The organism is Pseudomonas sp. IT-P218 (assembly GCF_949767605.1).
Classification (GTDB): domain Bacteria; phylum Pseudomonadota; class Gammaproteobacteria; order Pseudomonadales; family Pseudomonadaceae; genus Aquipseudomonas; species Aquipseudomonas putida_AE.
Window position 1 is genome coordinate 75,517 of the sequence record NZ_CATKQQ010000004.1, and the last position, 23,229, is coordinate 98,745.

Below are 23,229 nucleotides of genomic sequence, written 5' to 3' on the forward strand. Positions count from 1 at the left end.
TCAAGCGCAGGGTTCTGCGCGCCCTGCCCTTACGGCTTCGGAAAAACGCTCGGTTCGGCTTGCACCAAAGCAAAGCGTGGCACCTGTTCGCCGTCAACTTCGACGGACTCCAGGAACATGCTCAAGGGGCGTACCCAAAAGCCGTAATCGCCATACAGGGCTTGGTAGAAGACCACTTCTTCCTCGGTTTCCGAATGCCGCGCGACACTGAACACACGGTACTGCGGACCTTTGTAATGTTGATAGAGCCCAGGTTGTATCGGCATGCTTCGGCCCTCACTGAAATCCGTTCAAAATAAAAAAATAAAAAAATCCACAAAAACAAAAACCGGGGCACTGGGCCCCGGCTTCCGTCAACGCAACGTTTAAACGCGTTCGAAGACGGTGGAGATGCCTTGGCCGAGACCAATGCACATGGTGGCTACCCCAAGGTTGCCGCCATTTTGCTTCATCACATTGAGCAAAGTGCCGGAGATACGCGCACCGGAGCAACCGAACGGGTGACCCAGGGCGATCGCGCCGCCGTGCAGGTTAACCTTCTCATTCATCTTGTCGAGCACTTTCAGATCTTTCAGCACTGGCAGGGCCTGTGCGGCGAAAGCTTCGTTGAGCTCGAAGTAGTCGATGTCAGAGATGCTCAGACCCGCACGCTTCAGTGCTTTCTGTGTGGCCGGTACTGGACCATAGCCCATGATCGCCGGATCCACACCTGCCACGGCCATCGAGCGGATCACCGCCATCGGCTGGATGCCCAGGTCCTGTGCACGCTGCGCCGACATCACGATCATGCACGAGGCACCATCGGTGATCTGCGACGAGGTACCGGCTGTCACGGTGCCGCCCTTCGGGTTGAAAGCAGGCTTCAACGCCGCCAGGCTTTCCAGGGTGGTTTCCGGACGAATGGTTTCGTCGTAGTCGAAGGTTTTCAGGAAACCGTTCTCGTCGTAGCCCTGCATCGGGATGATTTCGTCCTTGAACTTGCCTTCCACGGTCGCCTTGTGGGCGAGCTGGTGGGAGCGCACGCCAAAGGCGTCCTGCTGTTCGCGAGTGATGCCGTGCATCTTGCCCAGCATTTCCGCGGTCAGGCCCATCATGCCCGAAGCTTTTGCCGCGTACAGCGACATATGCGGGTTCGGATCGACACCGTGCATCATGCTCACGTGGCCCATATGCTCGACGCCGCCCACCACGAAAACGTCACCGTTGCCGGTCATGATCGCTTGCGCGGCGGTGTGCAGGGCACTCATCGACGAGCCACACAGGCGGCTGACGGTCTGGCCGGCCGAGGTGTGCGGGATCTGGGTCATCAGCGACGCCATGCGCGCGATGTTCCAGCCCTGCTCCAGGGTCTGGTTCACACAGCCCCAGATCACGTCCTCGACTTCGCTCGGGTCGACCTTGACGTTGCGTTCCAGCAATTTGCTGATCAGGTGCGCCGACATGTCTTCGGCGCGGGTGTTGCGGTGCATGCCGCCCTTGGAGCGGCCCATCGGAGTACGACCGAAGTCGACAATCACGACGTCTCTAGGATTCAAGCTCATAAGTTCACTCTCACTCTAGTTGGGGGCGCTTAACCGAAGAAGCTCTGGCCGTTCTTGGCCATTTCGCGCAGCTTCGCGGTCGGGTGGTACAGCGCGCCCAAATCAGCGTACTGGTCAGCCAGGGCAACGAACTGGGCAACACCGATCGAGTCGATGTAGCGCAGCGCACCGCCACGGAATGGAGGGAAACCGATACCGTAGACCAGACCCATGTCGGCTTCGGCGGCGGTTTCGACAATGCCGTCTTCCAGGCAACGCACGGTTTCCAGGCACAGCGGGATCATCATCCAGTTGATGATGTCTTCGTCGGTGACTTCGCGCTGTTCGAAGACGATCGGCTTGAGCACTTCCAGCACCGACGGATCGGCGACTTTCTTCTGCTTGCCGCGCTTGTCGGTCTCGTAGGCATAGAAGCCCTTGCCGTTCTTCTGGCCCAGGCGCTTGGCTTCGTAGAGCACGTCCACGGCCGAGCGACGGTCATCCTTCATGCGGTCCGGGAAGCCTTCAGCCATCACGTCGCGACCGTGGTGACCGGTGTCGATGCCGACCACGTCCATCAGGTACGCCGGGCCCATTGGCCAGCCGAATTTTTCCATGACCTTGTCGATACGGACGAAGTCCACACCGGCGCTGACGAGCTTGGCGAAACCGCCAAAGTACGGGAACAGCACACGGTTGACCAAAAAGCCCGGGCAGTCGTTGACCACGATCGGGTTCTTGCCCATTTTCTTGGCGTAGGCAACGGTAGTGGCAACCGCCAGCTCGCTGGACTTCTCGCCACGGATCACTTCCACCAGCGGCATCATGTGCACCGGGTTGAAGAAGTGCATGCCGACGAAGTTTTCCGGACGCTTGAGGGCCTTGGCCAGCAAGGTGATGGAAATGGTCGAGGTGTTGGACGCCAGGATGGTGTCCTCCTTGACCTTGTCTTCGACTTCAGCCAGTACGGCTTGCTTGACCTTGGGGTTCTCGACGACAGCTTCAACCACCAGGTCGACGTGACCGAAATCACCATAGGACAGGGTCGGACGAATGCCGTTGAGCACTTCAGCCATTTTCGCGGCGGTCATGCGGCCTTTATCAACGCGGCCAACCAGCAGCTTGGCGGCTTCGGCCAGACCCTGCTCGATACCGTGCTCGTTGATGTCCTTCATCAGGATCGGCGTGCCTTTGGACGCCGACTGATAGGCGATACCGCCACCCATGATGCCGGCGCCCAGTACAGCGGCCTGCTTCACGTCCTTGGCGATTTCATCGTAGGCCTTGGCCTTTTTCTTCAGTTCCTGATCGTTCAGGAACAGGCCGATCAGGCTCTGTGCTGCCGAGGTCTTGGCCAGCTTGACGAAACCGGCGGCTTCGATTTCCAGGGCCTTGTCACGACCGAAGTTCGCGGCTTTCTGGATGGTCTTGATCGCTTCGACCGGGGCCGGGTAGTTCGGGCCAGCCTGGCCGGCCACGAAACCCTTGGCGGTTTCGAAAGCCATCATTTGTTCGATCGCGTTCAGCTTGAGCTTTTCAAGCTTCGGCTGGCGCTTGGCCTTGAAGTCGAACTCGCCGGAAATGGCGCGCTTGATCAGTTCCAGTGCGGCATCCTGCAGCTTCTCAGGAGCAACCACGGCATCGACGGCGCCCACTTTCAGCGCGTCTTCAGGACGGTTTTCCTTGCCGGCGGCAATCCACTCGATGGCGTTGTCGGTACCGATCAGGCGCGGCAGACGCACGGTGCCGCCGAAGCCCGGGTAGATGCCCAGCTTGACTTCCGGCAGACCGATCTTGGCCTTGGTCGACATGACGCGGTAGTCCGCCGCCAGGCACATTTCCAGACCGCCGCCCAACGCGATGCCATTGATCGCGGCGACAGTCGGGACGTTGAGGTCTTCGAAATCGCTGAAAATCTTGTTGGCTTCGAGGTTGCCAGCCACAAGCTCTGCATCCGGCAGCTTGAAGTTGTCGACGAATTCGGTGATGTCGGCACCGACGATGAACACGTCCTTGCCACTGCTGACGATCACACCCTTGATCGACGCATCTGCCTTGATGGCGTCTACGGCCTGACGCAGTTCGTTCAGGGTTAGACGGTTGAACTTGTTGACGGACTCACCCTTGAGGTCGAACTTCAGTTCGACGATGCCACTTTCAAGAGCCTTAACCGTGATGGCTTTACCTTCGTAAATCATCAACTGATCTCCACGATATGGAAGCTGAACAGTACACGTCGGACGCAGGCGGATGGCTGGCAGGGACGTCAATCGTCGATGCTACGCCTATCCACCCGTCACACCCGCCAACGCGATAGTCGGGATTCTGTAGGAGCGTTTTGTCGGACAAACGCTCAATTCATACGCCCGTTTGATTTGGGTACGTCACCTTCACGGAATTTCCGACAATTGTCAATCGCCCAAAATGCGGGTTGAAATGCGACTTTGCGGTCATATCCGTACTGCCAGCACCTGCAATACGCACAGGTATGCACAACCATTCATAGGATCAATCATTAGAAAATTCGCCCTAATTCACGGCAGCCTGTGTTTAACGGGCTACGCTGGCGGGACTGGCGAAAAAAGTGAACGCTTTTGGCGAATGCCCAGCGTAAGATCAGCCCACTCAGAATTACCGGCCTGCCTGGCCACCCCCGCCCGATGAAGTTGTCGGGCTTTTTATTGCCCGCAAAAAAACCCCTGTAGGAGCGAGCTTGCTCGCGATGGACCTGAGAACGCTGCGGGGTGTCAGGTTTCAAACGTCATCGTTGACGTCCATCGCTGGCAAGCCAGCTCCTACAAGGGTGGGGGTTCAGGCGAGGGCTTTGAGGGTGGCGTCGATGTGCTGCAAGACCTCGGCCTCGCCCTTCTCGCCCCAATACAGGGTGATCATTTGCTTGTCGGCCTCGACCTTGTAGACATTGGCCGGCAATTTTTCGAAATGATTGAGCAGCGCGGGATCTTCGCAGGGCTCCTGCCACTGGTTGACCCACAGCCCCGGTGATTTTTGCCAGTAGCTCCAGCATGCCGGCTGATTGCCCCGGCGTGGTCGATGGTACTGCGCACAGGGGTTTGGCGGCTCCTGGGCGAGCCAGTGCGGCCACTCCTGTGGCGCCAGCTGCATGGCCAGGCCAATGCGTCGCGCCTCCATCCGCAAGGCCATACGACCGCTCTGATGGCGCGAGGGTCGCAGCCATGCCAGCGGACTGAGCACCACCAGCAGGATTGACACCACTATCCAGACCGTCATATCTGTACTCCCGATTCTTGATGAGCACATTGAGTCACTTTGGAACCAATGCGCTTGAAACCAGCCATACTTACCAATATTGCAATCCTCAGGAGGAGCACCTCATGCCCTACAACCACATCCTGGTCGCTGTAGACCTGACCGAAGAGTGCGACCCTGTCATCCACCGTGCTCGCGAGCTGTCGGTGAGCAATGGGGCGAAATTGTCCCTGGTGCATATCGTCGAGCCAATGGCCATGGCCTTTGGTGGCGATGTGCCAATGGACCTGTCACAACTGCAACAGCAGCAGTTCGACCAGGCCAAGGAGCGTCTCGATCGCTTGATCCTGAAATACCCTGAGCTCTCCAGGGAATACAGCCACCTGACCTACGGCCAGCCACGCCAGGAGATTCACCACCTGGCCAAGGAGCAAGGGTGCGACATGATCGTGGTCGGCAGTCACGGCCGCCATGGCCTGGCACTGCTGCTGGGCTCCACCGCCAACGACGTCCTGCACGGCGCGCCTTGCGATGTGCTGGCAGTGCGCCTGCAAAACAAAAGCTAAAGCAAACCCGTGTAGGAGCTGACGCAGGCTGCGATCTTTTGACTTTGATGTTTAAAAACAAGATCAAAAGATCGCAGCCTTCGGCAGCTCCTACAAAAAGCCCGACACTCGCATTACCGAGGTCGGGCTTTTTTTGTTACAGGATCAATCAGGCATCCAGTTCGGCCCAGCGCTCGACCATGATGTCGAGTTCAGCCTGCAACTGCGCCAACTGGGCGATCACCGCAGCGGTTTCCGCAGCCGGACGCAGGTAGAAGCCGGCATCGGCCATCTGCGCCTCAACGGCAGCGATCTGCTGCTCCATGGCTTCGATCTGCCCCGGCAACGCTTCCAGCTCACGCTGCAGCTTGTAGCTGAGCTTCTTCTTCGCCACCGGTACTTCGGCTGCTGCCGCGACGGGTGCAGGCTCGGCCTTGACCACGGCGGAGTTCAGGTCGGCCTTGCCGGACTTGCTCTCGGTCACGCCCAGCAGGCGCGGCGAACCGCCCTGGCGCAGCCAGTCCTGGTAACCACCGACGTATTCGCGAACCAGACCTTCACCTTCGAACACCAGGGTGCTGGTCACCACGTTGTCGAGGAACGCCCGGTCGTGGCTGACCATCAGCACGGTGCCGTTGAAGGTCAGCAAGACCTCTTCGAGCAACTCGAGGGTTTCCACGTCGAGGTCGTTGGTCGGTTCGTCGAGGACCAGCAGGTTCGCCGGCTTGCTGAACAGCTTGGCCAGCAACAGACGGGCACGCTCGCCACCGGACAGCGCCTTGACCGGCGTGCGGGCACGCTGCGGGCTGAACAGGAAGTCGCCGAGGTAGCTCAGCACGTGGCGGCTCTGGCCGTCGATATCGATGAAGTCGCGACCTTCGGCGACGTTGTCGATCACGGTCTTTTCCAGGTCCAACTGGTGGCGCAACTGGTCGAAGTAGGCGACGTCGATCCGGGTGCCCTCTTCCACCTTGCCGCTGGTGGGCTGCAGGCCACTGAGCATCAGCTTGAGCAGGGTGGTCTTGCCGGTACCGTTGGCGCCGAGCAGACCGATGCGGTCGCCGCGCTGCAACACCATCGAGAAATCCTTGATCAGGAACGGACCGCCCGGGTGAGCAAAGCTCACGTTCTCGAGCACCATCACCTGCTTGCCGGACTTGTCGGCGGTTTCCAGCTGGATGTTGGCCTTGCCGGTGCGCTCACGACGCTCGCTGCGCTCGACGCGCAGGGCCTTGAGGGCGCGGACGCGACCTTCGTTACGGGTACGACGGGCCTTGATGCCCTGGCGAATCCACACTTCTTCCTGGGCCAGACGCTTGTCGAACAGCGCGTTGGCGGTGGCTTCGGCGGCCAGCTCGGCTTCTTTATGCACCAGGAAACTGGCGTAATCGCCGTTCCAGTCGATCAGGCCACCGCGGTCCAGTTCGAGGATGCGGGTCGCCAGGTTCTGCAGGAAAGAACGGTCGTGCGTGATGAACAGCACGGCGCCCTGGAAATCCTTCAGCGCTTCTTCCAGCCAGGCGATGGCACCGATGTCCAGGTGGTTGGTCGGTTCGTCCAGCAGCAAAAGGTCCGGCTCGGACACCAGGGCCTGGGCCAGCAGCACACGACGACGCCAGCCACCGGACAATTCGGCGAGGGTCTTGTCGGCCGGCAACTGCAGGCGACTCAGGGTGCTGTCGACCAGGGTCTGCAAACGCCAGCCGTCGCGGGCTTCGAGGTCGTGCTGGACGTGCATCAGCTTGTCCAGGTCGGCATCGGTGACGCAGTTCTGGCTCAGGTGGTGATACTCGGCGAGCAACGCGCCGACACCGTCCAGGCCTTCGGCAACCACGTCGAACACTGTCCGCTCGTCGGCTACCGGCAATTCTTGCGGCAATTCGCCAATCTTGAGCCCGGGTGCGCGCCAAACCGAGCCGTCATCGGGCTTCTGGTCGCCCTTGACGAGCTTCATCATGCTGGACTTGCCAGTGCCGTTGCGGCCGATGATGCACACCCGCTCTCCACGGGCGATCTGCCAGGACACCTTGTCCAACAACGGCATAGCGCCGAAAGCAAGGGACACATCGCTGAATTTGAGCAGGGTCATGAGCTTCTCCAAAAACCGGGCGCGCATTCTACCTGAAACGGGACCCTAGCAGGCCGGCATTTTCACCTTGGTAGCACTCTGCAGCACAAATGTTGCGAACTGATGCAGACAGCCCGGCAAAGCTTTCGCCCATTGCTGGCAAAAGGCTAAGCTACGAATAATTCAGTGCGGGCGTCGCCAGCACTTGTCATGTTTTTTCTGTCCGGACGTCTCATGCGCAGTCGCCTTTTCAATCTTTTGTCCTGCTTTCTACTTTCTGCCGCTGCCGTTCAATCCGTCCAGGCGGTGGACCTGTCCACCCAACGCCAGTACTACGATGAAGCCAAGCGCGCCTTGGCCAAGGGCGACACCGGCCCGTATTTCCGTTACAGCCAGGCCCTGGCCGACTATCCGCTGGAACCCTACCTGGCCTACGACGAGCTGACCGCGCGCCTGAAGACCGCGAGCAATGCCGAGATCGAGAAATTCCTCGCCGAGCACGGTGACCTGCCCCAGGCCAACTGGATGAAGCTGCGCTGGTTGCGCTGGCTGGCCGAACGCGGCGATTGGGCGACGTTCGTCAAATATTACGACCCCAAGATGAATTTCACCGAACTGGACTGCCTGAACGCGCAGTACCAGATCAGCCACAACCAGAAGACCGAAGGCTACGCCAACGCCAACAAACTCTGGCTGACCGGCAAGACGCAACCGGCGGCGTGTGACGCGCTGTTCGGCATGTGGGCCGCCGAAGGCCAGCTCACCGAGCAGAAGCGCTGGGAACGCACCAAACTTGCCGCCCAGGCGCGCAACTACTCACTGGCCAACAGCCTGGTCAATGGCTTGACCACCCTCGCCCCACGTGGTCGCCTGCTGATCGATGTGGCACAGAAACCGGAGCTGCTCAATTCGCCGTCGCGCTTCACCCCGGCCGACGAACCGATGTCCGACGTGGTCAGCCTCGGCCTGCGCCGTCTGGCCCGCCAGGACCCGGACCGGGCCATGAGCCTGCTCGACGGTTATGCCAGCAGCATGCACTTCTCCCGCGACGAAAAAGTGGCGATCGCCCGGGAAATCGGCCTGACCCTCGCGAAACGCTTCGACAGCCGCGCGCTGGACATGATGACCAGGTACGACCCGGAGCTGCGCGACAACACGGTGTCTGAATGGCGCATGCGCCTGTTGCTGCGCCTGGCGCGCTGGGACGATGCCTACCAGCTGACGCGCCGCCTGCCCCAGGACCTGGCCACCGCCAACCGCTGGCGCTACTGGCAGGCCCGCAGCCTGGAACTGGCGCAACCGCAGAACCCCGAAGCGCAAACCCTCTACAAGAGCCTGGCCCGCGAGCGCGATTTCTATGGTTTCCTCGCCGCCGACCGTTCACAGTCGCCCTATTCGCTGAACAACAAACCGCTGGTGTTCAGCCAGGCGCTGATGAACAAGGTGCGCAACACCCCCGGCATACGTCGCGCCCTGGAGTTCCATGCCCGCGGGCAGATCGTCGACGGTCGCCGCGAGTGGTATCACGTCAGCCGCCACTTCAGTCGCGACGAAATGGTCGCCCAGGCCAAACTGGCCTACGACCTGAAATGGTATTTCCCGGCGATTCGCACCATCAGCCAGGCGCAGTATTGGGACGACCTGGACATTCGTTTCCCGATGGCCCACCGCGAAACCCTGGTCCGCGAAGCGAAGATCCGCGGCCTGCATCCCAGCTGGGTATTTGCCATCACCCGCCAGGAAAGCGCCTTCATGGACGACGCCCGCTCCAGTGTCGGTGCCAGCGGCCTGATGCAATTGATGCCGGGAACGGCCAAGGAAACCGCACGCAAGTTCAGCATTCCGCTGGCCTCGCCGCAGCAAGTGTTCAACCCGGACAAGAACATCCAGCTCGGCGCGGCCTACCTGAGCCAGGTCCACAGCCAGTTCAACGGCAACCGCGTCCTCGCCTCCGCCGCCTACAACGCCGGCCCGGGCCGCGTGCGCCAGTGGCTGCGCGGCGCCGACCACCTGAGCTTCGACGTCTGGGTGGAAAGCATCCCATTCGACGAAACCCGCCAGTACGTGCAGAACGTGCTGTCGTATTCGGTGATCTACGGCCAGAAACTCAACTCACCGCAACCGTTGGTGGATTGGCATGAGCGGTATTTCGACGATCAGTGAGATCCGTTGATACAAGATCAAAAGATCGCAGCCTGCGGCAGCTCCTACAGGGTGTACACCCGCCCCACTGTAGGAGCTGCCGCAGGCTGCGATCTTTTGAATGTGATCCTCAAATCCAGATGGCATCCCACAAGGGATAATCGCCAACCCTGGAAACCAATCCCGCCCGCAACGGATTCATGACGATATACCGCGCCGCGCCCTTGATATCCTCATCACGCCGTAACGCTCGATCGTAATACCCCCGCTGCCACAATCGCTGCTGCTCACCGCGCACCATATTGATCGAACGACTGCTTCTGGACTTGATGCGACACATCAACTCCGCGAGCGTCCCGTGGTTCAATTCAATCAGCCAATGCAGATGATCCGGCATCACGACCCAGGCCATGGAAGTAATCGCCGAGCTTTCATCAGCGCAGCGCAGTTGATCCACCAACAAACGACCCAAGCGCCAGTCAGCGAACACCGGCTGGCGCTGATGAGTGACTGCCGTCAGCAGATAGAGGCGACCCCGTTCAGAAAATCTGGACTTGCGCAGGCGACACCCTTTTGCGGCGATGGGCTTTCCGTTGCCCTCCCTGAATATGAAGATTCCGCAAGGTTAGCCCACTGATGTGAGGCCGCTGATCTGCGCGATTTCTGCATATTTCAGAGGGCCGTTACTGGGTCGGTTACTTGGTCGGTTACTAGGTCGGTCGCCAGCTCACTGAATGCCGCCTTGCAGAATTCAGCAGCGGCGAATCACGCAGCCTCATGTCCATCACTGAACTGCAACGCCGCCAGCCGCGCATACAACGCATTGTTCGCAATCAACGACTGGTGCGTTCCCACTGCCACCAGCTTCCCTTGATCCATCACCGCAATACGATCGGCGTTTTTTACCGTGGCCAGGCGGTGGGCGATGACCAGGGTGGTGCGGTTTTTCATCAGGCTCGGTAATGCCTGCTGGATCAGGTGTTCACTTTGGGCGTCGAGGGCGCTGGTGGCTTCGTCCAGGAGCAGGATGGGCGCATCCACCAGCAGCGCGCGGGCGATGGCCAGGCGCTGGCGCTGGCCGCCGGACAAGCCCAGGCCGCCGTCGCCCAGGTGGGTCTGGTAGCCGTTGGGCATGGCTTCGATGAAGTCGTGGGCGTAGGCGATTTTGGCCGCTTCTCGAACCTCCTCCGAAGTCGCGGTCGGGTTGCCGTAGCGCAGGTTGTCTTCGATGCTGCCGTAAAACAGCGCCGGGGTTTGCGAAACCAGGGCGAAGCAACGCCGCAGGTCCAGGGGATCGAGCTGGGTCAGGGGCACGCCATCGAGCAGGATGCGCCCTTCGGCGGGGTCGTAAAAGCGCAATAGCAGGTCATACACCGTCGATTTACCGGCCCCGGACGGCCCGACCAACGCCAGGGTCTCCCCGGCCTGGATGCTCAGGCTCAGGCCATCGACGGCGTAGCTTTCGGGGCGTGAGGGGTAGCAAAAGCGCACATCCTGCAACATCAGGTCGCCCCGCACCCGCTCGGGCAAGGTCACCAGGCCCGTGGTCGGTGGCTGGATGATGTTCTGCGCCCGCAGCAACTCGGCGATCCGCTCTGCCGCGCCCGCCGCGCGCTGCAACTCGCCAATCACCTCACTCAAGGTGCCGAACGCACTGCCGACGATCAGGCTGTAGAAAACGAACGCCGCCAGCTCACCCGCGGAAATCCGCCCGGCAATCACGTCCATGCCGCCGACCCAAAGCATCACGCCGACGGCGCCCAATACCAGCACGATCACCAGGGTAATCAGCCAGGCCCTCTGGAAGATGCGCTTGCGCGCCGTGTCGAACGCCTCTTCCACGGTGACGGCGAAACGCTGTTCGTCCTGGGCCTGGTGGTTGTAGGCCTGCACGGTCTTGATCTGGCCCAGGGTCTCGGACACATAGCTGCCGATATCGGCAATCCGGTCCTGGCTCAGGCGCGACAGGCTGCGCACCCGCCGGCCGAAAATCAGGATCGGCGCAATCACCAACGGCAAGGCAATCACCACGATGCTGGTGAGCTTGGGATTGGTGACAAACAGCAGGACGATCCCGCCGATCACCATCAGCAAGTTGCGCAGGAACAGCGACAGGGAGGAGCCGATCACCGATTGCAGCAGCGTGGTATCGGCGGTCAGCCGCGACTGGATCTCGGAGCTGCGGTTGTCCTCATAAAACCCCGGGTGCAGGTAGACCAGATGATTGAACACCCGGCGGCGGATGTCGGCGACGCAGCGCTCGCCGATCCACGACACCAGGTAAAACCTGGCAAAGGTGCCGACCGCCAGGCCGACCACCAGCAGCATGAACAAGCCGATGGACTGGTTGAGCAGATGCGGCGACTGGGTCATGAACCCTTGATCCACCAACAGGCGAATGCCCTGCCCCATGGACAAGGTAATGCCCGCCGTGACGACCAGCGCGAACAGGGCACCCAGCGCGTGCCAGCGATAAGGCGCGATGAAACGACTGGCCAGGCGAATCGCACGACGGTGACGAACAGTGAGCATTTGCATCATCCACAACGCAGTAATTGACAGGATCAGCGTACACCGACCCGAGGGTGGAACCTGTTGAATCAGAATGAGTCAGGTTAATTATGACCGTGAAGTCTAGTGCCTAGACGCTATTGGTCTAAAGTTGCGGTAGCCATGTCGGGCTATTTCTGGTCGACTGGCGATGCCGTTCAGGAGCGATCGCAGGGAGTTGTCACAGCCTGGTCACCTGATGGTTTTAATCTAGGCACACAACCTGATGAGGAGACAGGCCATGTCCTTGCAACAACGCAGCGATGACAAGATTGAAGTGATCCGCACGCAGCCAGACCAGTCTCTGGGGTGCTCGATAATCGATGAACAGGGCCGCGAAGTACCGATCACTGAAAACATGATCCAGCACGCGTGCAGCGAACTGGAGAAGCGATTGGTCAAGCCTGCCGAACAAGAGTGATGTAGCCACCGTCTTCATTGACCCGGCCCATTTGGGCCGGGTTTTTTATTACCCGATTTTCAGATAGCCGTCGCGCCCAGAGCCGCCACGATCTGCCGCAACGCCGGCGCATCCCCATCAATGCGCACCTGCAACCCGTCGATCTCGCGTCGCGATGGATAGTTTTTGCGCAGCCCATCGAACGCCGCACGCTGCTCACTCACACTGCCCACAAGGCTGCGGCGAAAATCCGCATCGTCACGGCGCGGGTCGTACACCCCGCGGCACAACATCGCCAGGGCCCAGGCCGGGTCGGTGTCCGCACTCAACGTCACCTGCGACAGCCACGGGGCTGGCAGCAAGTCGGTCAGGCTGACCTGGGGCGCTTGCCCGAGGAACTCGCAGTACGCCTGATAGATCTGCGCCGTGCCGCGTTGCTTGCCATCGAGGCTGTAGCCGGCAATGTGCGGCGTGGCCAGCACGCAGAGTTCGGCCAGGGCCACGTCGACTTCGGGCTCGGCCTCCCAGACATCGAGTACCGCCTGCAGGTCTTCGCGCTGCAGCAGCACCTGGCGCAAGGCCCGGTTGTCCACCACCGGGCCACGGCTGGCGTTGATCAGCCAGGTGCCGGGCTTGAGCTGATTAAGGCGTTTTTCATCGAGCAGATGCCAGGTCGGCTGGGTGCCCTGCCGGGTCAATGGTGTGTGCAGGCTGATCACGTCGCACTGCTCGATGATCTGCTCAAGGCTGACGTAATCGCCCCCTTCAGCGGCCTGGCGTGGCGGATCGCAGACCAGCACCTTCCAGCCCAGGCCCTGCAGGACCTTGACCAATCGTCCACCCACCTCACCAGCCCCCACAACACCGTAAGTGCGTTGAGTCAGGTCGGCGCCTTCGATTTCAGCCAGGGTCAGCAGGCTGCCAAGCACGTAGTCGACCACGCCCCGGGCGTTGCAGCCCGGCGCGCTGGACCAGGTGATGCCGGCCTGTTGAAAGTAATCCAGATCCAGGTGATCGGTGCCGATGGTGCAGGTGCCGACGAAGCGCACCTTGCTGCCTTCCAGCAACGCACGGTCGACGCGGGTGACCGAGCGCACCAGCAACACATCGGCCTGCTCGACCGTGGCGCGGTCGATGGAGCGCCCCGGCACCCGGCGGATTTCACCGAAATGTTCAAAGAAGGCGTCTAGCAGGGGGATATTTTCGTCGGCAACAATCAGCATGTCAGGCTCCTTTGGCGGATCGGCAGTGTAGGCGTAGTTGACGTGTTGCGCCTAGCATCGATGCCCCTGTAGGAACGAGCTTGCTCGCGAAAAACCTGAGAACGCCGCGTTTATTCAGGCAGCCCTCGTCATCGTTGACCTCCATCGCGAGCAAGCTCGCTCCCACAGGATTACAAATCCCCAACACAGTCTTTTCCTGACCGCTGCGTCAATCTGTAGAATGCGCACCCGCGCAGCCAACATATTTGGACGTTTTGCCCTTGAACTCCGTGACCGACCACACCACCAGCCCTTCCCTCTCCCGCCCCGCCCGGGTCCGCCTGGAGCTGAAAAACCTGCTCGGCCTGGCCTTGCCGATCATGATCGCGCAACTGGCCACCACGGCGATGGGCTTCGTCGATGCGGTGATGGCCGGCCGGGTCGGACCGCGCGACCTGGCGGCGGTGGCGCTGGGCAACTCGATCTGGGTGCCGGTGTTCCTGCTGATGACCGGCACGTTGCTGGCCACCACGCCGAAAGTCGCCCAGCGCTTCGGTGCCGGCACCCACAGCGAGATCGGCCCGATCGTGCGCCAGGCGCTGTGGCTGGCCCTGGTGGTGGGCCTGATCGCCACTGGCCTGCTGCTGGGTGCCGAACCGGTCTTGCACGTGATGAAGGTCGATCCCGAACTGATCGGCCCCTGCATGCAGTACCTGCACGGCATCGCCAGTGGCCTGCCGGCGGTCGCTATCTACCATGTGCTGCGCTGCTTCAGTGACGGCCTGGGCCGCACCCGTCCGGCGATGGTGCTGGGCCTGTGCGGCCTGGCGTTAAACATTCCGCTGAACTACGTGTTCATCTATGGCCACTTCGGCGTGCCGGCCATGGGCGGCGTCGGTTGCGGCTGGGCCACGGCGATCGTGATGTGGGTGATGGCCCTGGGCATGGCCGGCTGGGAGCGCTGGGCGCCAGCGTATCAGTCGAGCCAGCTGTTCAGCCGTTTCGACTGGCCGCAATGGTCGGTGATCAAGCGCCTGCTGGGCATCGGCCTGCCGATCGGCATTGCCGTGTTCGCCGAGTCGAGCATCTTCGCGGTGATCGCCCTGCTGATCGGCAGCCTCGGCGCCACCGTGGTCGCCGGGCACCAGATCGCCCTGAACTTCAGCTCGCTGGTGTTCATGATCCCCTACTCCCTGGGCATGGCTGTGACCGTGCGCGTCGGCCAGGCGCTGGGGCGCGAGCAACCCCGGGAAGCGCGCTTCGCCGCGGGCGTCGGCATGGGCACGGCGCTGGCGTATGCCTGTCTCTCGGCGAGTTTGATGCTGTTGCTGCGTGAGCACATCGCAACCATCTACACGGCGGACCCGACGGTGATCAGGGTGGCGGCGATGTTGATCGTGTATTCAGCGCTGTTCCAGTTTTCCGATGCGATCCAGGTCACGGCGGCCGGTGCGTTGCGCGGCTATCAGGACACCCGGGTGACGATGATCCTGACGCTGTTCGCCTACTGGGGCATCGGCCTGCCAGTGGGCTACGCCCTCGGCCTGACCGACTGGTTCGGCACGCCAAGCGGCCCGAGCGGGCTGTGGCAGGGTTTGATCGTCGGACTGAGCTGCGCGGCATTGATGTTGTCGATCCGCCTGACGCGTAGTGCGCGCAAGCGTATTCGTATCAGCCTGAAATGACCTTGTAGGAGCGAGCTTGCTCGCGAAGGCGGTGTGTCCGTCAACATTGATGGTGGCTGATAGGCCGTCTTCGCTGGCAAGCCAGCTCCTACAAGGTTTTGCGGCTCAATCGGATATGACCTTGTAGGAGCGAGCTTGCTCGCGAAGGCGGTGTGTCAGTCAACATTGATGGTGGCTGATAGGCCGTCTTCGCTGGCAAGCCAGCTCCTACAAGGTTTTGCGGCTCAATCGGATATGACCTTGTAGGAGCGAGCTTGCTCGCGAAGGCGGTGTGTCAGTCAACATTGATGGTGGCTGATAGGCCGTCTTCGCTGGCAAGCCAGCTCCTACAAGGTTTTGTGGCTCAATCGGATATGACCTTGTAGGAGCGAGCTTGCTCGCGAAGGCGGTGTGTCAGTCAACATTGATGCTGGCTGATAGGCCGTCTTCGCTGGCAAGCCAGCTCCTACAAGGTTTTGTGGCTCAATCGGATATGACCTTGTAGGAGCGAGCTTGCTCGCGAAGGCGGTGTGTCAGCCAACATTGATGGTGGCTGATAGGCCGTCTTCGCTGGCAAGCCAGCTCCTACAAGGTTTTGTGGGTCAGTCGGATATGACCTTGTAGGAGCGAGCTTGCTCGCGAAGGCGGTGTGTCCGTCAACATTGATGGTGGCTGATAGGCCGTCTTCGCTGGCAAGGTTTTGTGGGTCAGTCGGATTTTTTGCGGATCCAGTAGAGGTAGGTGCCGGCATCTTCATGCTGCCCCACCAGCTCATGGTCAAGAAACACGCAGAACTTGGGAATATCGCGGCGGGTCGACGGATCGGTGGCGATCACCTTGAGCAGGCCGCCGGGCACCAGGTCACGGATGTGCTGGTGCAGCATCATCACCGGCTCCGGGCAGTTGAGGCCGGTGGCATCGAGGGTGCCGTCTACCGGCGTATCAAGCAATTCACTCATGATTCACTCCTGAAACTTGCCGGCATTGTCGCCCATTGCCGGGTGTTCGGTCATCTGTGGCATTACGCCGCCCTTGTGGAATTACCACGGTCATGTGGGAGCGGGCTTGCTCGCGAAAGCGGTGTGTCACCAGCGTTGATGTCGACTGACACGACGCCTTCGCGAGCAAGCCCGCTCCCACATGGGGCCGTTCGTCTCAGCGGGACTTGGTTTTCTTCACGTCCAGGCGGCGCAGGTGGCAGGTCACTTCCTCACGGTCGTGGTACAGCTGTTTGCAGCCGATCTCGACCTTGATGCCCCGCGCCTTGAAACCGTCGGCAATACGCTCCAGCAAACGCTTCACCTCGGCATACCGCTGCTTCATCGGCAGCTTGAGGTTGACCACCGCCTCGCGGCAATGCCCCTCGCCGATCCACTCCTCCAGCATCGCCGCGTTACGAGCCGGTTTCTCGACAATGTCGCACACCATCCAATCCACCGGCTGCTTGGGCTTGAAGGTGAAACCGTCGGCCATCAGGTGCTGCACCAGGCCGGTGTCCATCAGGCTTTCAGCCATCGGGCCATTATCGATGGCGGTCACCAGCATGCCGCGGTTGACCAGCTGCCAGGTCCAGCCGCCGGGCGCCGCGCCCAGGTCGACACCGGTCATGTCGCTGTGCAGGCGCTCGTCCCACTGGTCCCGCGGGATGAAATGGTGCCAGGCCTCTTCGAGCTTCAAGGTCGAACGGCTCGGCGCCTCGCGGGGAAATTTCAGGCGCGGAATGCCCATCGGCCACATCGCCGAGTTGTTCGACTCCGCCAGGCCAACGAACACTTCACGGCCGCTCTTGAACGTCAGCAACAAGCGCGGCTTGGTCGCATCGTCCACCAGCTTGCCGGCGCCGGTCAGCGCCTTGCGCAGCGGGCCTTCGAACTTCTTGCAGAAATTCGACAGCTCCTTGCCATCATTGGTGTCGACCACTTCCAGCCACAGGCTGCCGCAGGTCGGGAAATCCGCCAGGTGCGCGAGGATCACGCTGATGCGATCGCTCTCCGGCAGATCGATGAAGATCCCCCGGGCCCACTGACGCGGGAAGATCAGGTTGGTAAAACGCTGTCCGCGCATCAGGCGCTCGGCGCCGTCTTCTTCGGTGCAGACAAACTCGGCGCAGGCGCTGGCCGCCTTGGCCTTGGCATAACCGGCCACGTTCAGTTGTGCGGCGAGGTCGGAAATCTCGGAACAGACTTCACCTTCGAAGCCCGGCCGGCAATGCATGAAAAGGGTGTTCATTCTTACTCCTGGGCAGATGGCGAGACATTCAACCACTGCGCGATGCCCAGACTTGCGCTAACGCAAAGCCTGTCACGAAAACCGGCGCATGATAGCCGACTTCGGAACCTCGGACTTGCCCATAGAGTCCAGTTATTAGCCAGCTACTTAAAACAGGGCTAGGTTTAATGCTCTGCCCGTTCCCTCAGTCCGTACCCGTGCGGACTCCAAGGAGTGACCGTAATGCCGTCCCTCGATAGCCTGAAGACCCTTAAAACCCTGCAAGTCGACGACAAGACCTACCACTATTACAGCCTGCCGGAGGCCGCCAGGAGCCTCGGCGACCTCGACGCACTGCCCATGTCGCTCAAGGTGCTGCTGGAAAACCTGCTGCGCTGGGAAGACGCCAAGACCGTCACCGGCGCCGACCTCAAGGCCATTGCCGCGTGGCTCAAGGAGCGCCGCTCCGACCGCGAGATCCAGTACCGCCCGGCGCGGGTGCTGATGCAGGACTTCACCGGCGTGCCCGCCGTGGTCGACCTGGCCGCCATGCGCGCGGCCATGGCCAAGGCCGGCGGTGACCCGCAGCGCATCAACCCGCTATCCCCGGTGGACCTGGTGATCGACCACTCGGTGATGGTCGACAAATTCGCCACCAGCAGCGCCTTCGAACAGAACGTCGACATCGAAATGCAGCGCAACGGCGAGCGATACGCCTTCCTGCGCTGGGGCCAGAGCGCCTTCGACAACTTCAGCGTGGTGCCGCCCGGCACCGGCATCTGCCACCAGGTCAACCTGGAATACCTGGGCCGCACCGTCTGGACCAAGGACGAAGATGGCCGCACCTACGCCTTCCCCGACACCCTGGTCGGCACCGACTCCCACACCACCATGATCAACGGCCTCGGCGTACTCGGCTGGGGCGTCGGCGGCATTGAAGCCGAAGCGGCGATGCTTGGCCAACCGGTGTCGATGCTGATTCCCGAAGTGATCGGCTTCAAGCTCACCGGCAAACTCAAGGAAGGCATCACCGCCACCGACCTGGTGCTGACCGTCACCCAGATGCTGCGCAAGAAAGGCGTGGTCGGCAAATTCGTCGAGTTCTACGGCGACGGCCTGGCCGACCTGCCCCTGGCCGACCGCGCGACCATCGCCAACATGGCGCCGGAGTACGGCGCCACCTGCGGCTTCTTCCCGGTGGACGACGTGACCTTGAGCTACCTGCGCCTGTCCGGCCGCCCCGACGCCACGGTCAAACTGGTCGAGGCCTACAGCAAGGCCCAGGGCCTGTGGCGCCTGCCGGGCAAGGAACCGCAATTCACCGACAGCCTGGCCCTGGACCTGGCCAGCGTCGAAGCCAGCCTCGCCGGGCCCAAGCGCCCGCAAGACCGCGTGTCGCTGCCGAACGTCGCACAAGCGTTCAGCGACTTCATCGGCCTGCAACTCAAACCCACCAGCAAGGAAGAAGGCCGCCTGGAAAGCGAAGGTGGCGGCGGCGTGGCCGTGGGTAACGCGGACATGGCCGGCGAAGTGGACTACGAATTCGAAGGCCAGACCATTCGCCTGAAAAACGGCGCGGTGGTGATCGCCGCCATCACCTCCTGCACCAACACCTCCAACCCGAGCGTGATGATGGCGGCCGGGCTGCTGGCGAAAAAAGCCGTGGAAAAAGGCCTGCGGCGCAAACCCTGGGTGAAAAGCTCGCTGGCCCCAGGCTCCAAAGTGGTTACCGACTACTACAAGGCCGCCGACCTGACGCAGTACCTCGACGCCCTGGGTTTTGCCCTGGTCGGTTATGGCTGCACCACCTGCATCGGCAACTCCGGGCCACTGCCGGAACCCATCGAAAAAGCCATCCAGAAAGCCGACCTGACCGTAGCCTCGGTGCTGTCGGGCAACCGCAACTTCGAGGGCCGGGTCCATCCGTTGGTGAAAACCAACTGGCTGGCCTCGCCGCCGCTGGTGGTCGCCTATGCCCTGGCGGGCACCGTACGCATCGACCTCAGCCGCGAGCCCCTGGGCGAAGACCAGAACGGCCAGCCGGTGTACCTGCGCGACATCTGGCCCAGCAGCCAGGAAATCGCCGAAGCGGTCGAACGGGTCAACACCGCCATGTTCCACAAGGAATATGCCGAAGTGTTCGCCGGCGACGAACAATGGCAAGCCATCGAAGTGCCGCAAGCGGCCACCTACGTCTGGCAGGACGACTCGACCTACATCCAGCATCCACCGTTCTTCGACGACATCGGCGGCCCGCCACCGGTGGTCAAGGACGTCAGCGGCGCGCGCATCCTCGCCCTGCTCGGCGACTCGGTGACCACCGACCACATCTCCCCCGCCGGCAACATCAAGGCCGACAGCCCCGCAGGCCAGTACCTGCGGGAAAAAGGCGTGGAACCGCGCGACTTCAACTCCTACGGCTCACGCCGCGGCAACCACCAGGTGATGATGCGCGGCACCTTCGCCAACATCCGCATTCGCAACGAAATGCTGCACGGCGAAGAAGGCGGCAACACCTACTACATCCCCACCGGCGAAAAACTGCCGATCTACGACGCCGCCATGCGCTACCAAGCCTCCGCCACCCCACTGGTGGTCATCGCCGGCCAGGAATACGGCACCGGTTCCAGCCGCGACTGGGCCGCCAAGGGCACCAACCTGCTGGGCATCAAGGCCGTCATCGCCGAAAGCTTCGAGCGCATCCACCGCTCCAACCTGGTGGGCATGGGCGTGCTGCCGCTGCAGTTCAAACTCGACCAGAACCGCAAGAGCCTGAACCTGACCGGCCGCGAAACCCTGGACATCCTCGGCCTGACCGGCGTCGAACTGACCCCTCGGATGAACCTGACACTGGTCATCACCCGGGAGAATGGCAGCCGGGAAAAAATCGAAGTGTTGTGCAGGATTGATACGCTCAATGAGGTGGAGTACTTCAAGTCGGGAGGAATCTTGCACTACGTGTTGCGGCAGTTGATTGCGTCGTAAGCGCGGGACAATCAGTGTTGAGGCTTCAGGCGCTGTTGCATCGGTAACGGCGCCTGAAGCCCTCCCTTACAACCTGCCATCCAAGCACCTTGCCGGCGAAGGCATCCTTACAACCAACTAATTACTTGCGAATGCACTCAATCCACTGTGGGAGCCAGCCTGCTGGCGATAGCGCCCTAACAGCCCACCATTCACTCGCGACTGCACCAAATCCCCTGCAGGAGCCGGCTTGCCAGCGATGGCACCCTCAAAGCCGACCATTCCCTCACGACTGCACCCAACCCCCTGTAGGAGCTGGCTTGCCAGCGAAGGCGCCCTCACAGCCAACCATTCCCTCGCGACTGTACCCAAAACCACTGTAGGAGCTGGCTTGCCAGCGATGGCGCCCTCACAGCCAACCATTCGCCCCCGGATGCACCCGATCCACTGTGGGAGCCAGCCTGCTGGCGATAGCCGCCTGAAAGCCAACAACAATGGCCAAGCCATATTCTGAAAGACCGTATTTGCGTGGGGACCACATCCCTGTGCTCAGTGTTCGCGCTAATGAAAGGACCGGAGCTTCGTCAAACCGCGACTAGTACTCGGTATCGCCTTCGATTTTGAAATGTTGAACCCAACCTTGTATCGATGTAGCAAGAACCATCAACGGTACCAGCATCAACAATGTCACGGTAATCATGGGCCAAGTAGTCATGTGCGTTCCCTGATTCAGGATAATCCGCCAGCTCGCCTTCCAAGTGAATGTCAGGCACCTATAAACATAGTCACAGCCACAGTTCTACACAGCCCATGTTAAGGAAAAAAGTCTGGTGGTTTCTTGCTGCTCCTCGGGTAAATCTGCCTAAATGCACCACTAAAGGTAGTTTCGCCAGTCAACAGGATGACCCCATGCTCGTACTGCCCTGGCCGTACCTGACATTACTCTCTGCCGGTTATGTTCTCGCGCTCACCTACGGTTACCTGACAGCTCAGGCGATCATTGCAATTATTCTGTTGGGACTCGCCGGATACGCCGTTCGGCAACACCGCTTTCGTTATGGCCCCTACCTCGGCCACGCCCTGTTCATCCTCCTGGCACTCGCCTTGACCCTCCATTGGTGGCCTGGATTTCACAATGCCAGGATGATCGACCAGCAACGCTTCACCGAGAATGCCGTGCCCTTCTCGATGAACCTCAATCTGGATAAGCCGCTGATAGGCTTCTGGCTGTTGCTCGTATGCCCATGGATCATCGGCCGCCACTCGTTGTTGCAAGCATTAAAGGTTGGAGCTTTGACACTTAGCCTGACGGTACTCGTCACGCTTGTAAGCGCATGGCTGCTAGGGATTGTCGAGTGGGCACCGAAATGGCCGCCGCAGGCATGGCTGTGGATAAACAACAACCTGCTGCTGGTAACACTGGTAGAAGAAGCGCTGTTTCGTGGCTACCTGCAAGGTGGTCTGAGCCGACTCTTCCAACATCTGCCCTACGGCGACCACCTTACCCTGATGATCGCGTCTCTGTTATTCGGGTTGGCCCATTGGGGCGCCGGTTGGGAATGGGTAATGCTGGCAACTTTGGCAGGCGCTGGCTATGGCCTGGCCTATCGATTCGGTGGATTGGCAACCGCCATTGCTACCCACTTCGGGTTGAATCTGCTGCATTTCGGACTGTTCAGTTACCCGATGCTGGCCAGCTGAACCATCATTCGTCGAACAAACCGAGCCGCCACCGAATGGTTGAACTCCGGCAAAACACCCTGAACGTTGGCAAGAACAACCGACTATCGGTAGGGAACTACACAGCTTGACTCCTGTCGGGCCCAGCGTTTACCCTCCCGCCCCACGAATGGAAGCGATCTGTCCTACATCGACAGTTAGTCCTCTGAAAATGAATTCAAGCAACGCGTTTACCGCGTCGTTGTGCTGTGCGGTAAACCATCTTGAAGCCTCGTTCCTCTCTGCAAATCAAAAAATCGGTCATCTTTGCCCTGGTGTTGCGCGAAGCGCGCGCGCGTATAGGCGCGAGCCGTTTGGGCGCAGTGTGGACGCTGCTGGAACCGATCGCTCACCTTTTAGTCTTGAGTGTTCTGTTTGCACTGGTTCGCGGTAGATCGGTAGCCGGCCTCGAATTTCCTGTCTTCGTCCTGGTTGGACTCGCACCCTTCCTGCTGTTTCGCAACACAGCGTTGCGCTTGATGGACAGCCCCAAGGAAAACCGCTCGCTGTTTGCCTACAAGCAAATCAAACCCCTCGACACCTTCATCGCCCGGGTCCTGGTGGAATTCAGCATCTCCGCCCTGGTCTACGCCATCCTGGTATTCGGCTTTGCCTGGTATGGCTTCGACATGTCGATAAAGTCACCTATCCAATGGGTACTGACTATCCTGCTCGGCCTGCTGTTTGCCTTCGGCCTGGGCATGCTGCTGGCGCTGATTGCCCATGCGATCCCAGGCAGCAAGATATTCATCCGCATGATGTTCTTCCCGCTGTATTTCATTTCCGGCGTTCTGTTACCCGCGGCCTATCTGCCTCACGCCATGCTGCCACTGCTATTGCTCAATCCGTTCCTGCACTTGCTGGAACTGATCCGCGCCGAGATCTTCCCCTACTACGTGCCCGTCGATGGCGTCTCTCTTGAGTACGTAATCGCTGTCACCCTGGTTTTGTTGTTCGTATCGCTCGGCACATACCGGGTTCGTCGACTGCATTTGATCTCCACCAAGAACGGCTAACCG

At 60.7% G+C, this 23,229-nt stretch carries 17 protein-coding genes; 7 read left to right on the forward strand and 10 right to left on the reverse strand.

Annotation, left to right across the window (positions count from 1 at the left end; translation table 11 throughout):
• Nucleotides 1–29: 29 nt before the first annotated feature.
• The 4 genes from ACM6I6_RS03335 to ACM6I6_RS03350 all read right to left on the reverse strand — a co-directional run bounded on the left by ACM6I6_RS03335 (nucleotide 30) and on the right by ACM6I6_RS03350 (nucleotide 4,769).
• Nucleotides 30–266, reverse strand: coding sequence for a DUF1653 domain-containing protein (locus tag ACM6I6_RS03335; RefSeq protein WP_046819512.1), 237 nt, complete (start codon nucleotides 264–266; stop codon nucleotides 30–32).
• 99 nt (nucleotides 267–365) lie between these two features.
• Complete coding sequence (fadA, locus tag ACM6I6_RS03340; RefSeq protein ID WP_323608959.1) at nucleotides 366–1,541, reverse strand: acetyl-CoA C-acyltransferase FadA; 1,176 nt, start codon at nucleotides 1,539–1,541, stop codon at nucleotides 366–368.
• A gap of 29 nt (nucleotides 1,542–1,570) precedes the next feature.
• The gene (fadB, locus tag ACM6I6_RS03345; protein ID WP_274077087.1) at nucleotides 1,571–3,718 is read right to left on the reverse strand and encodes a fatty acid oxidation complex subunit alpha FadB; all 2,148 of its coding nucleotides are present in this window, start codon (nucleotides 3,716–3,718) and stop codon (nucleotides 1,571–1,573) included.
• A gap of 613 nt (nucleotides 3,719–4,331) precedes the next feature.
• On the reverse strand, nucleotides 4,332–4,769 hold the full coding sequence (locus ACM6I6_RS03350) for a hypothetical protein (RefSeq protein ID WP_274077088.1): 438 nt from the start codon (nucleotides 4,767–4,769) through the stop codon (nucleotides 4,332–4,334).
• Between the two features lie 104 nt (nucleotides 4,770–4,873).
• Here ACM6I6_RS03350 and ACM6I6_RS03355 point away from each other — a divergent pair, with 104 nt between their 5' ends.
• Nucleotides 4,874–5,314 (forward strand): universal stress protein, encoded by a 441-nt coding sequence (locus tag ACM6I6_RS03355; protein ID WP_274077089.1) that lies wholly within the window; start codon nucleotides 4,874–4,876, stop codon nucleotides 5,312–5,314.
• Nucleotides 5,315–5,462: 148 nt separating this feature from the next.
• Here ACM6I6_RS03355 and ACM6I6_RS03360 read toward each other — a convergent pair whose 3' ends face one another.
• Nucleotides 5,463–7,382, reverse strand: a complete 1,920-nt coding sequence (locus tag ACM6I6_RS03360) for an ATP-binding cassette domain-containing protein (protein WP_414919398.1) — start codon at nucleotides 7,380–7,382, stop codon at nucleotides 5,463–5,465.
• Nucleotides 7,383–7,595: 213 nt separating this feature from the next.
• Between ACM6I6_RS03360 and ACM6I6_RS03365 the strand changes: the two genes are divergently transcribed.
• Complete coding sequence (locus ACM6I6_RS03365; protein ID WP_414919399.1) at nucleotides 7,596–9,524, forward strand: transglycosylase SLT domain-containing protein; 1,929 nt, start codon at nucleotides 7,596–7,598, stop codon at nucleotides 9,522–9,524.
• Nucleotides 9,525–9,633: 109 nt separating this feature from the next.
• Here the strand turns inward: ACM6I6_RS03365 and ACM6I6_RS03370 are convergent, their stop codons facing one another.
• Both ACM6I6_RS03370 and ACM6I6_RS03375 read right to left on the reverse strand, forming a co-directional pair.
• A complete protein-coding gene (locus ACM6I6_RS03370; protein ID WP_414919429.1) occupies nucleotides 9,634–10,086 on the reverse strand; it encodes an REP-associated tyrosine transposase in 453 nt (150 codons plus the stop codon).
• A 182-nt stretch (nucleotides 10,087–10,268) separates the two neighbouring features.
• Nucleotides 10,269–12,035: an ABC transporter transmembrane domain-containing protein gene (locus tag ACM6I6_RS03375; protein WP_414919400.1), complete on the reverse strand. Its 1,767-nt coding sequence runs from the start codon at nucleotides 12,033–12,035 to the stop codon at nucleotides 10,269–10,271.
• A 259-nt stretch (nucleotides 12,036–12,294) separates the two neighbouring features.
• Between ACM6I6_RS03375 and ACM6I6_RS03380 the strand changes: the two genes are divergently transcribed.
• Nucleotides 12,295–12,474 carry a PA1571 family protein gene (locus ACM6I6_RS03380; protein ID WP_274077093.1) on the forward strand — a complete coding sequence of 60 codons (180 nt, stop codon included), beginning with the start codon at nucleotides 12,295–12,297 and terminating at the stop codon, nucleotides 12,472–12,474.
• A gap of 59 nt (nucleotides 12,475–12,533) precedes the next feature.
• Here ACM6I6_RS03380 and pdxB read toward each other — a convergent pair whose 3' ends face one another.
• Nucleotides 12,534–13,676: a 4-phosphoerythronate dehydrogenase PdxB gene (gene pdxB, locus ACM6I6_RS03385; RefSeq protein WP_414919401.1), complete on the reverse strand. Its 1,143-nt coding sequence runs from the start codon at nucleotides 13,674–13,676 to the stop codon at nucleotides 12,534–12,536.
• A gap of 260 nt (nucleotides 13,677–13,936) precedes the next feature.
• Here pdxB and ACM6I6_RS03390 point away from each other — a divergent pair, with 260 nt between their 5' ends.
• Nucleotides 13,937–15,340: an MATE family efflux transporter gene (locus ACM6I6_RS03390; RefSeq protein WP_414919402.1), complete on the forward strand. Its 1,404-nt coding sequence runs from the start codon at nucleotides 13,937–13,939 to the stop codon at nucleotides 15,338–15,340.
• A gap of 686 nt (nucleotides 15,341–16,026) precedes the next feature.
• Here the strand turns inward: ACM6I6_RS03390 and tusA are convergent.
• Entirely contained in the window at nucleotides 16,027–16,278 is a 252-nt protein-coding gene (gene tusA / locus ACM6I6_RS03395; protein ID WP_274077684.1) for a sulfurtransferase TusA, read from the reverse strand.
• A gap of 196 nt (nucleotides 16,279–16,474) precedes the next feature.
• On the reverse strand, nucleotides 16,475–17,548 hold the full coding sequence (rlmM, locus tag ACM6I6_RS03400) for a 23S rRNA (cytidine(2498)-2'-O)-methyltransferase RlmM (RefSeq protein ID WP_323608954.1): 1,074 nt from the start codon (nucleotides 17,546–17,548) through the stop codon (nucleotides 16,475–16,477).
• 222 nt (nucleotides 17,549–17,770) lie between these two features.
• On the opposite strand from rlmM, the gene acnA reads away from it, so the two are divergent.
• The 3 genes from acnA (at nucleotide 17,771) to ACM6I6_RS03415 (ending at nucleotide 23,226) form a co-directional block, all read left to right on the forward strand.
• Nucleotides 17,771–20,512 (forward strand): aconitate hydratase AcnA, encoded by a 2,742-nt coding sequence (acnA, locus tag ACM6I6_RS03405; protein WP_414919403.1) that lies wholly within the window; start codon nucleotides 17,771–17,773, stop codon nucleotides 20,510–20,512.
• Between the two features lie 888 nt (nucleotides 20,513–21,400).
• Nucleotides 21,401–22,192 (forward strand): lysostaphin resistance A-like protein, encoded by a 792-nt coding sequence (locus ACM6I6_RS03410; RefSeq protein WP_414919404.1) that lies wholly within the window; start codon nucleotides 21,401–21,403, stop codon nucleotides 22,190–22,192.
• 341 nt (nucleotides 22,193–22,533) lie between these two features.
• On the forward strand, nucleotides 22,534–23,226 hold the full coding sequence (locus ACM6I6_RS03415) for an ABC transporter permease (protein WP_274077712.1): 693 nt from the start codon (nucleotides 22,534–22,536) through the stop codon (nucleotides 23,224–23,226).
• Nucleotides 23,227–23,229: the final 3 nt, after the last annotated feature.

Bases quoted from the DNA above. Each gene is read 5' to 3' on its own strand.
- fadB (WP_274077087.1), bottom strand. From the start codon at position 3,718: ATGATTTACGAAGGTAAAGCCATCACGGTTAAGGCTCTTGAAAGTGGC.
- ACM6I6_RS03365 (WP_414919399.1), top strand. From the start codon at position 7,596: ATGCGCAGTCGCCTTTTCAATCTTTTGTCCTGCTTTCTACTTTCTGCC.
- fadA (WP_323608959.1), bottom strand. From the start codon at position 1,541: ATGAGCTTGAATCCTAGAGACGTCGTGATTGTCGACTTCGGTCGTACT.
- ACM6I6_RS03350 (WP_274077088.1), bottom strand. From the start codon at position 4,769: ATGACGGTCTGGATAGTGGTGTCAATCCTGCTGGTGGTGCTCAGTCCG.
- ACM6I6_RS03335 (WP_046819512.1), bottom strand. From the start codon at position 266: ATGCCGATACAACCTGGGCTCTATCAACATTACAAAGGTCCGCAGTAC.
- tusA (WP_274077684.1), bottom strand. From the start codon at position 16,278: ATGAGTGAATTGCTTGATACGCCGGTAGACGGCACCCTCGATGCCACC.
- ACM6I6_RS03380 (WP_274077093.1), top strand. From the start codon at position 12,295: ATGTCCTTGCAACAACGCAGCGATGACAAGATTGAAGTGATCCGCACG.
- rlmM (WP_323608954.1), bottom strand. From the start codon at position 17,548: ATGAACACCCTTTTCATGCATTGCCGGCCGGGCTTCGAAGGTGAAGTC.
- pdxB (WP_414919401.1), bottom strand. From the start codon at position 13,676: ATGCTGATTGTTGCCGACGAAAATATCCCCCTGCTAGACGCCTTCTTT.
- ACM6I6_RS03360 (WP_414919398.1), bottom strand. From the start codon at position 7,382: ATGACCCTGCTCAAATTCAGCGATGTGTCCCTTGCTTTCGGCGCTATG.
- ACM6I6_RS03410 (WP_414919404.1), top strand. From the start codon at position 21,401: ATGCTCGTACTGCCCTGGCCGTACCTGACATTACTCTCTGCCGGTTAT.
- ACM6I6_RS03355 (WP_274077089.1), top strand. From the start codon at position 4,874: ATGCCCTACAACCACATCCTGGTCGCTGTAGACCTGACCGAAGAGTGC.
- ACM6I6_RS03375 (WP_414919400.1), bottom strand. From the start codon at position 12,035: ATGCTCACTGTTCGTCACCGTCGTGCGATTCGCCTGGCCAGTCGTTTC.
- acnA (WP_414919403.1), top strand. From the start codon at position 17,771: ATGCCGTCCCTCGATAGCCTGAAGACCCTTAAAACCCTGCAAGTCGAC.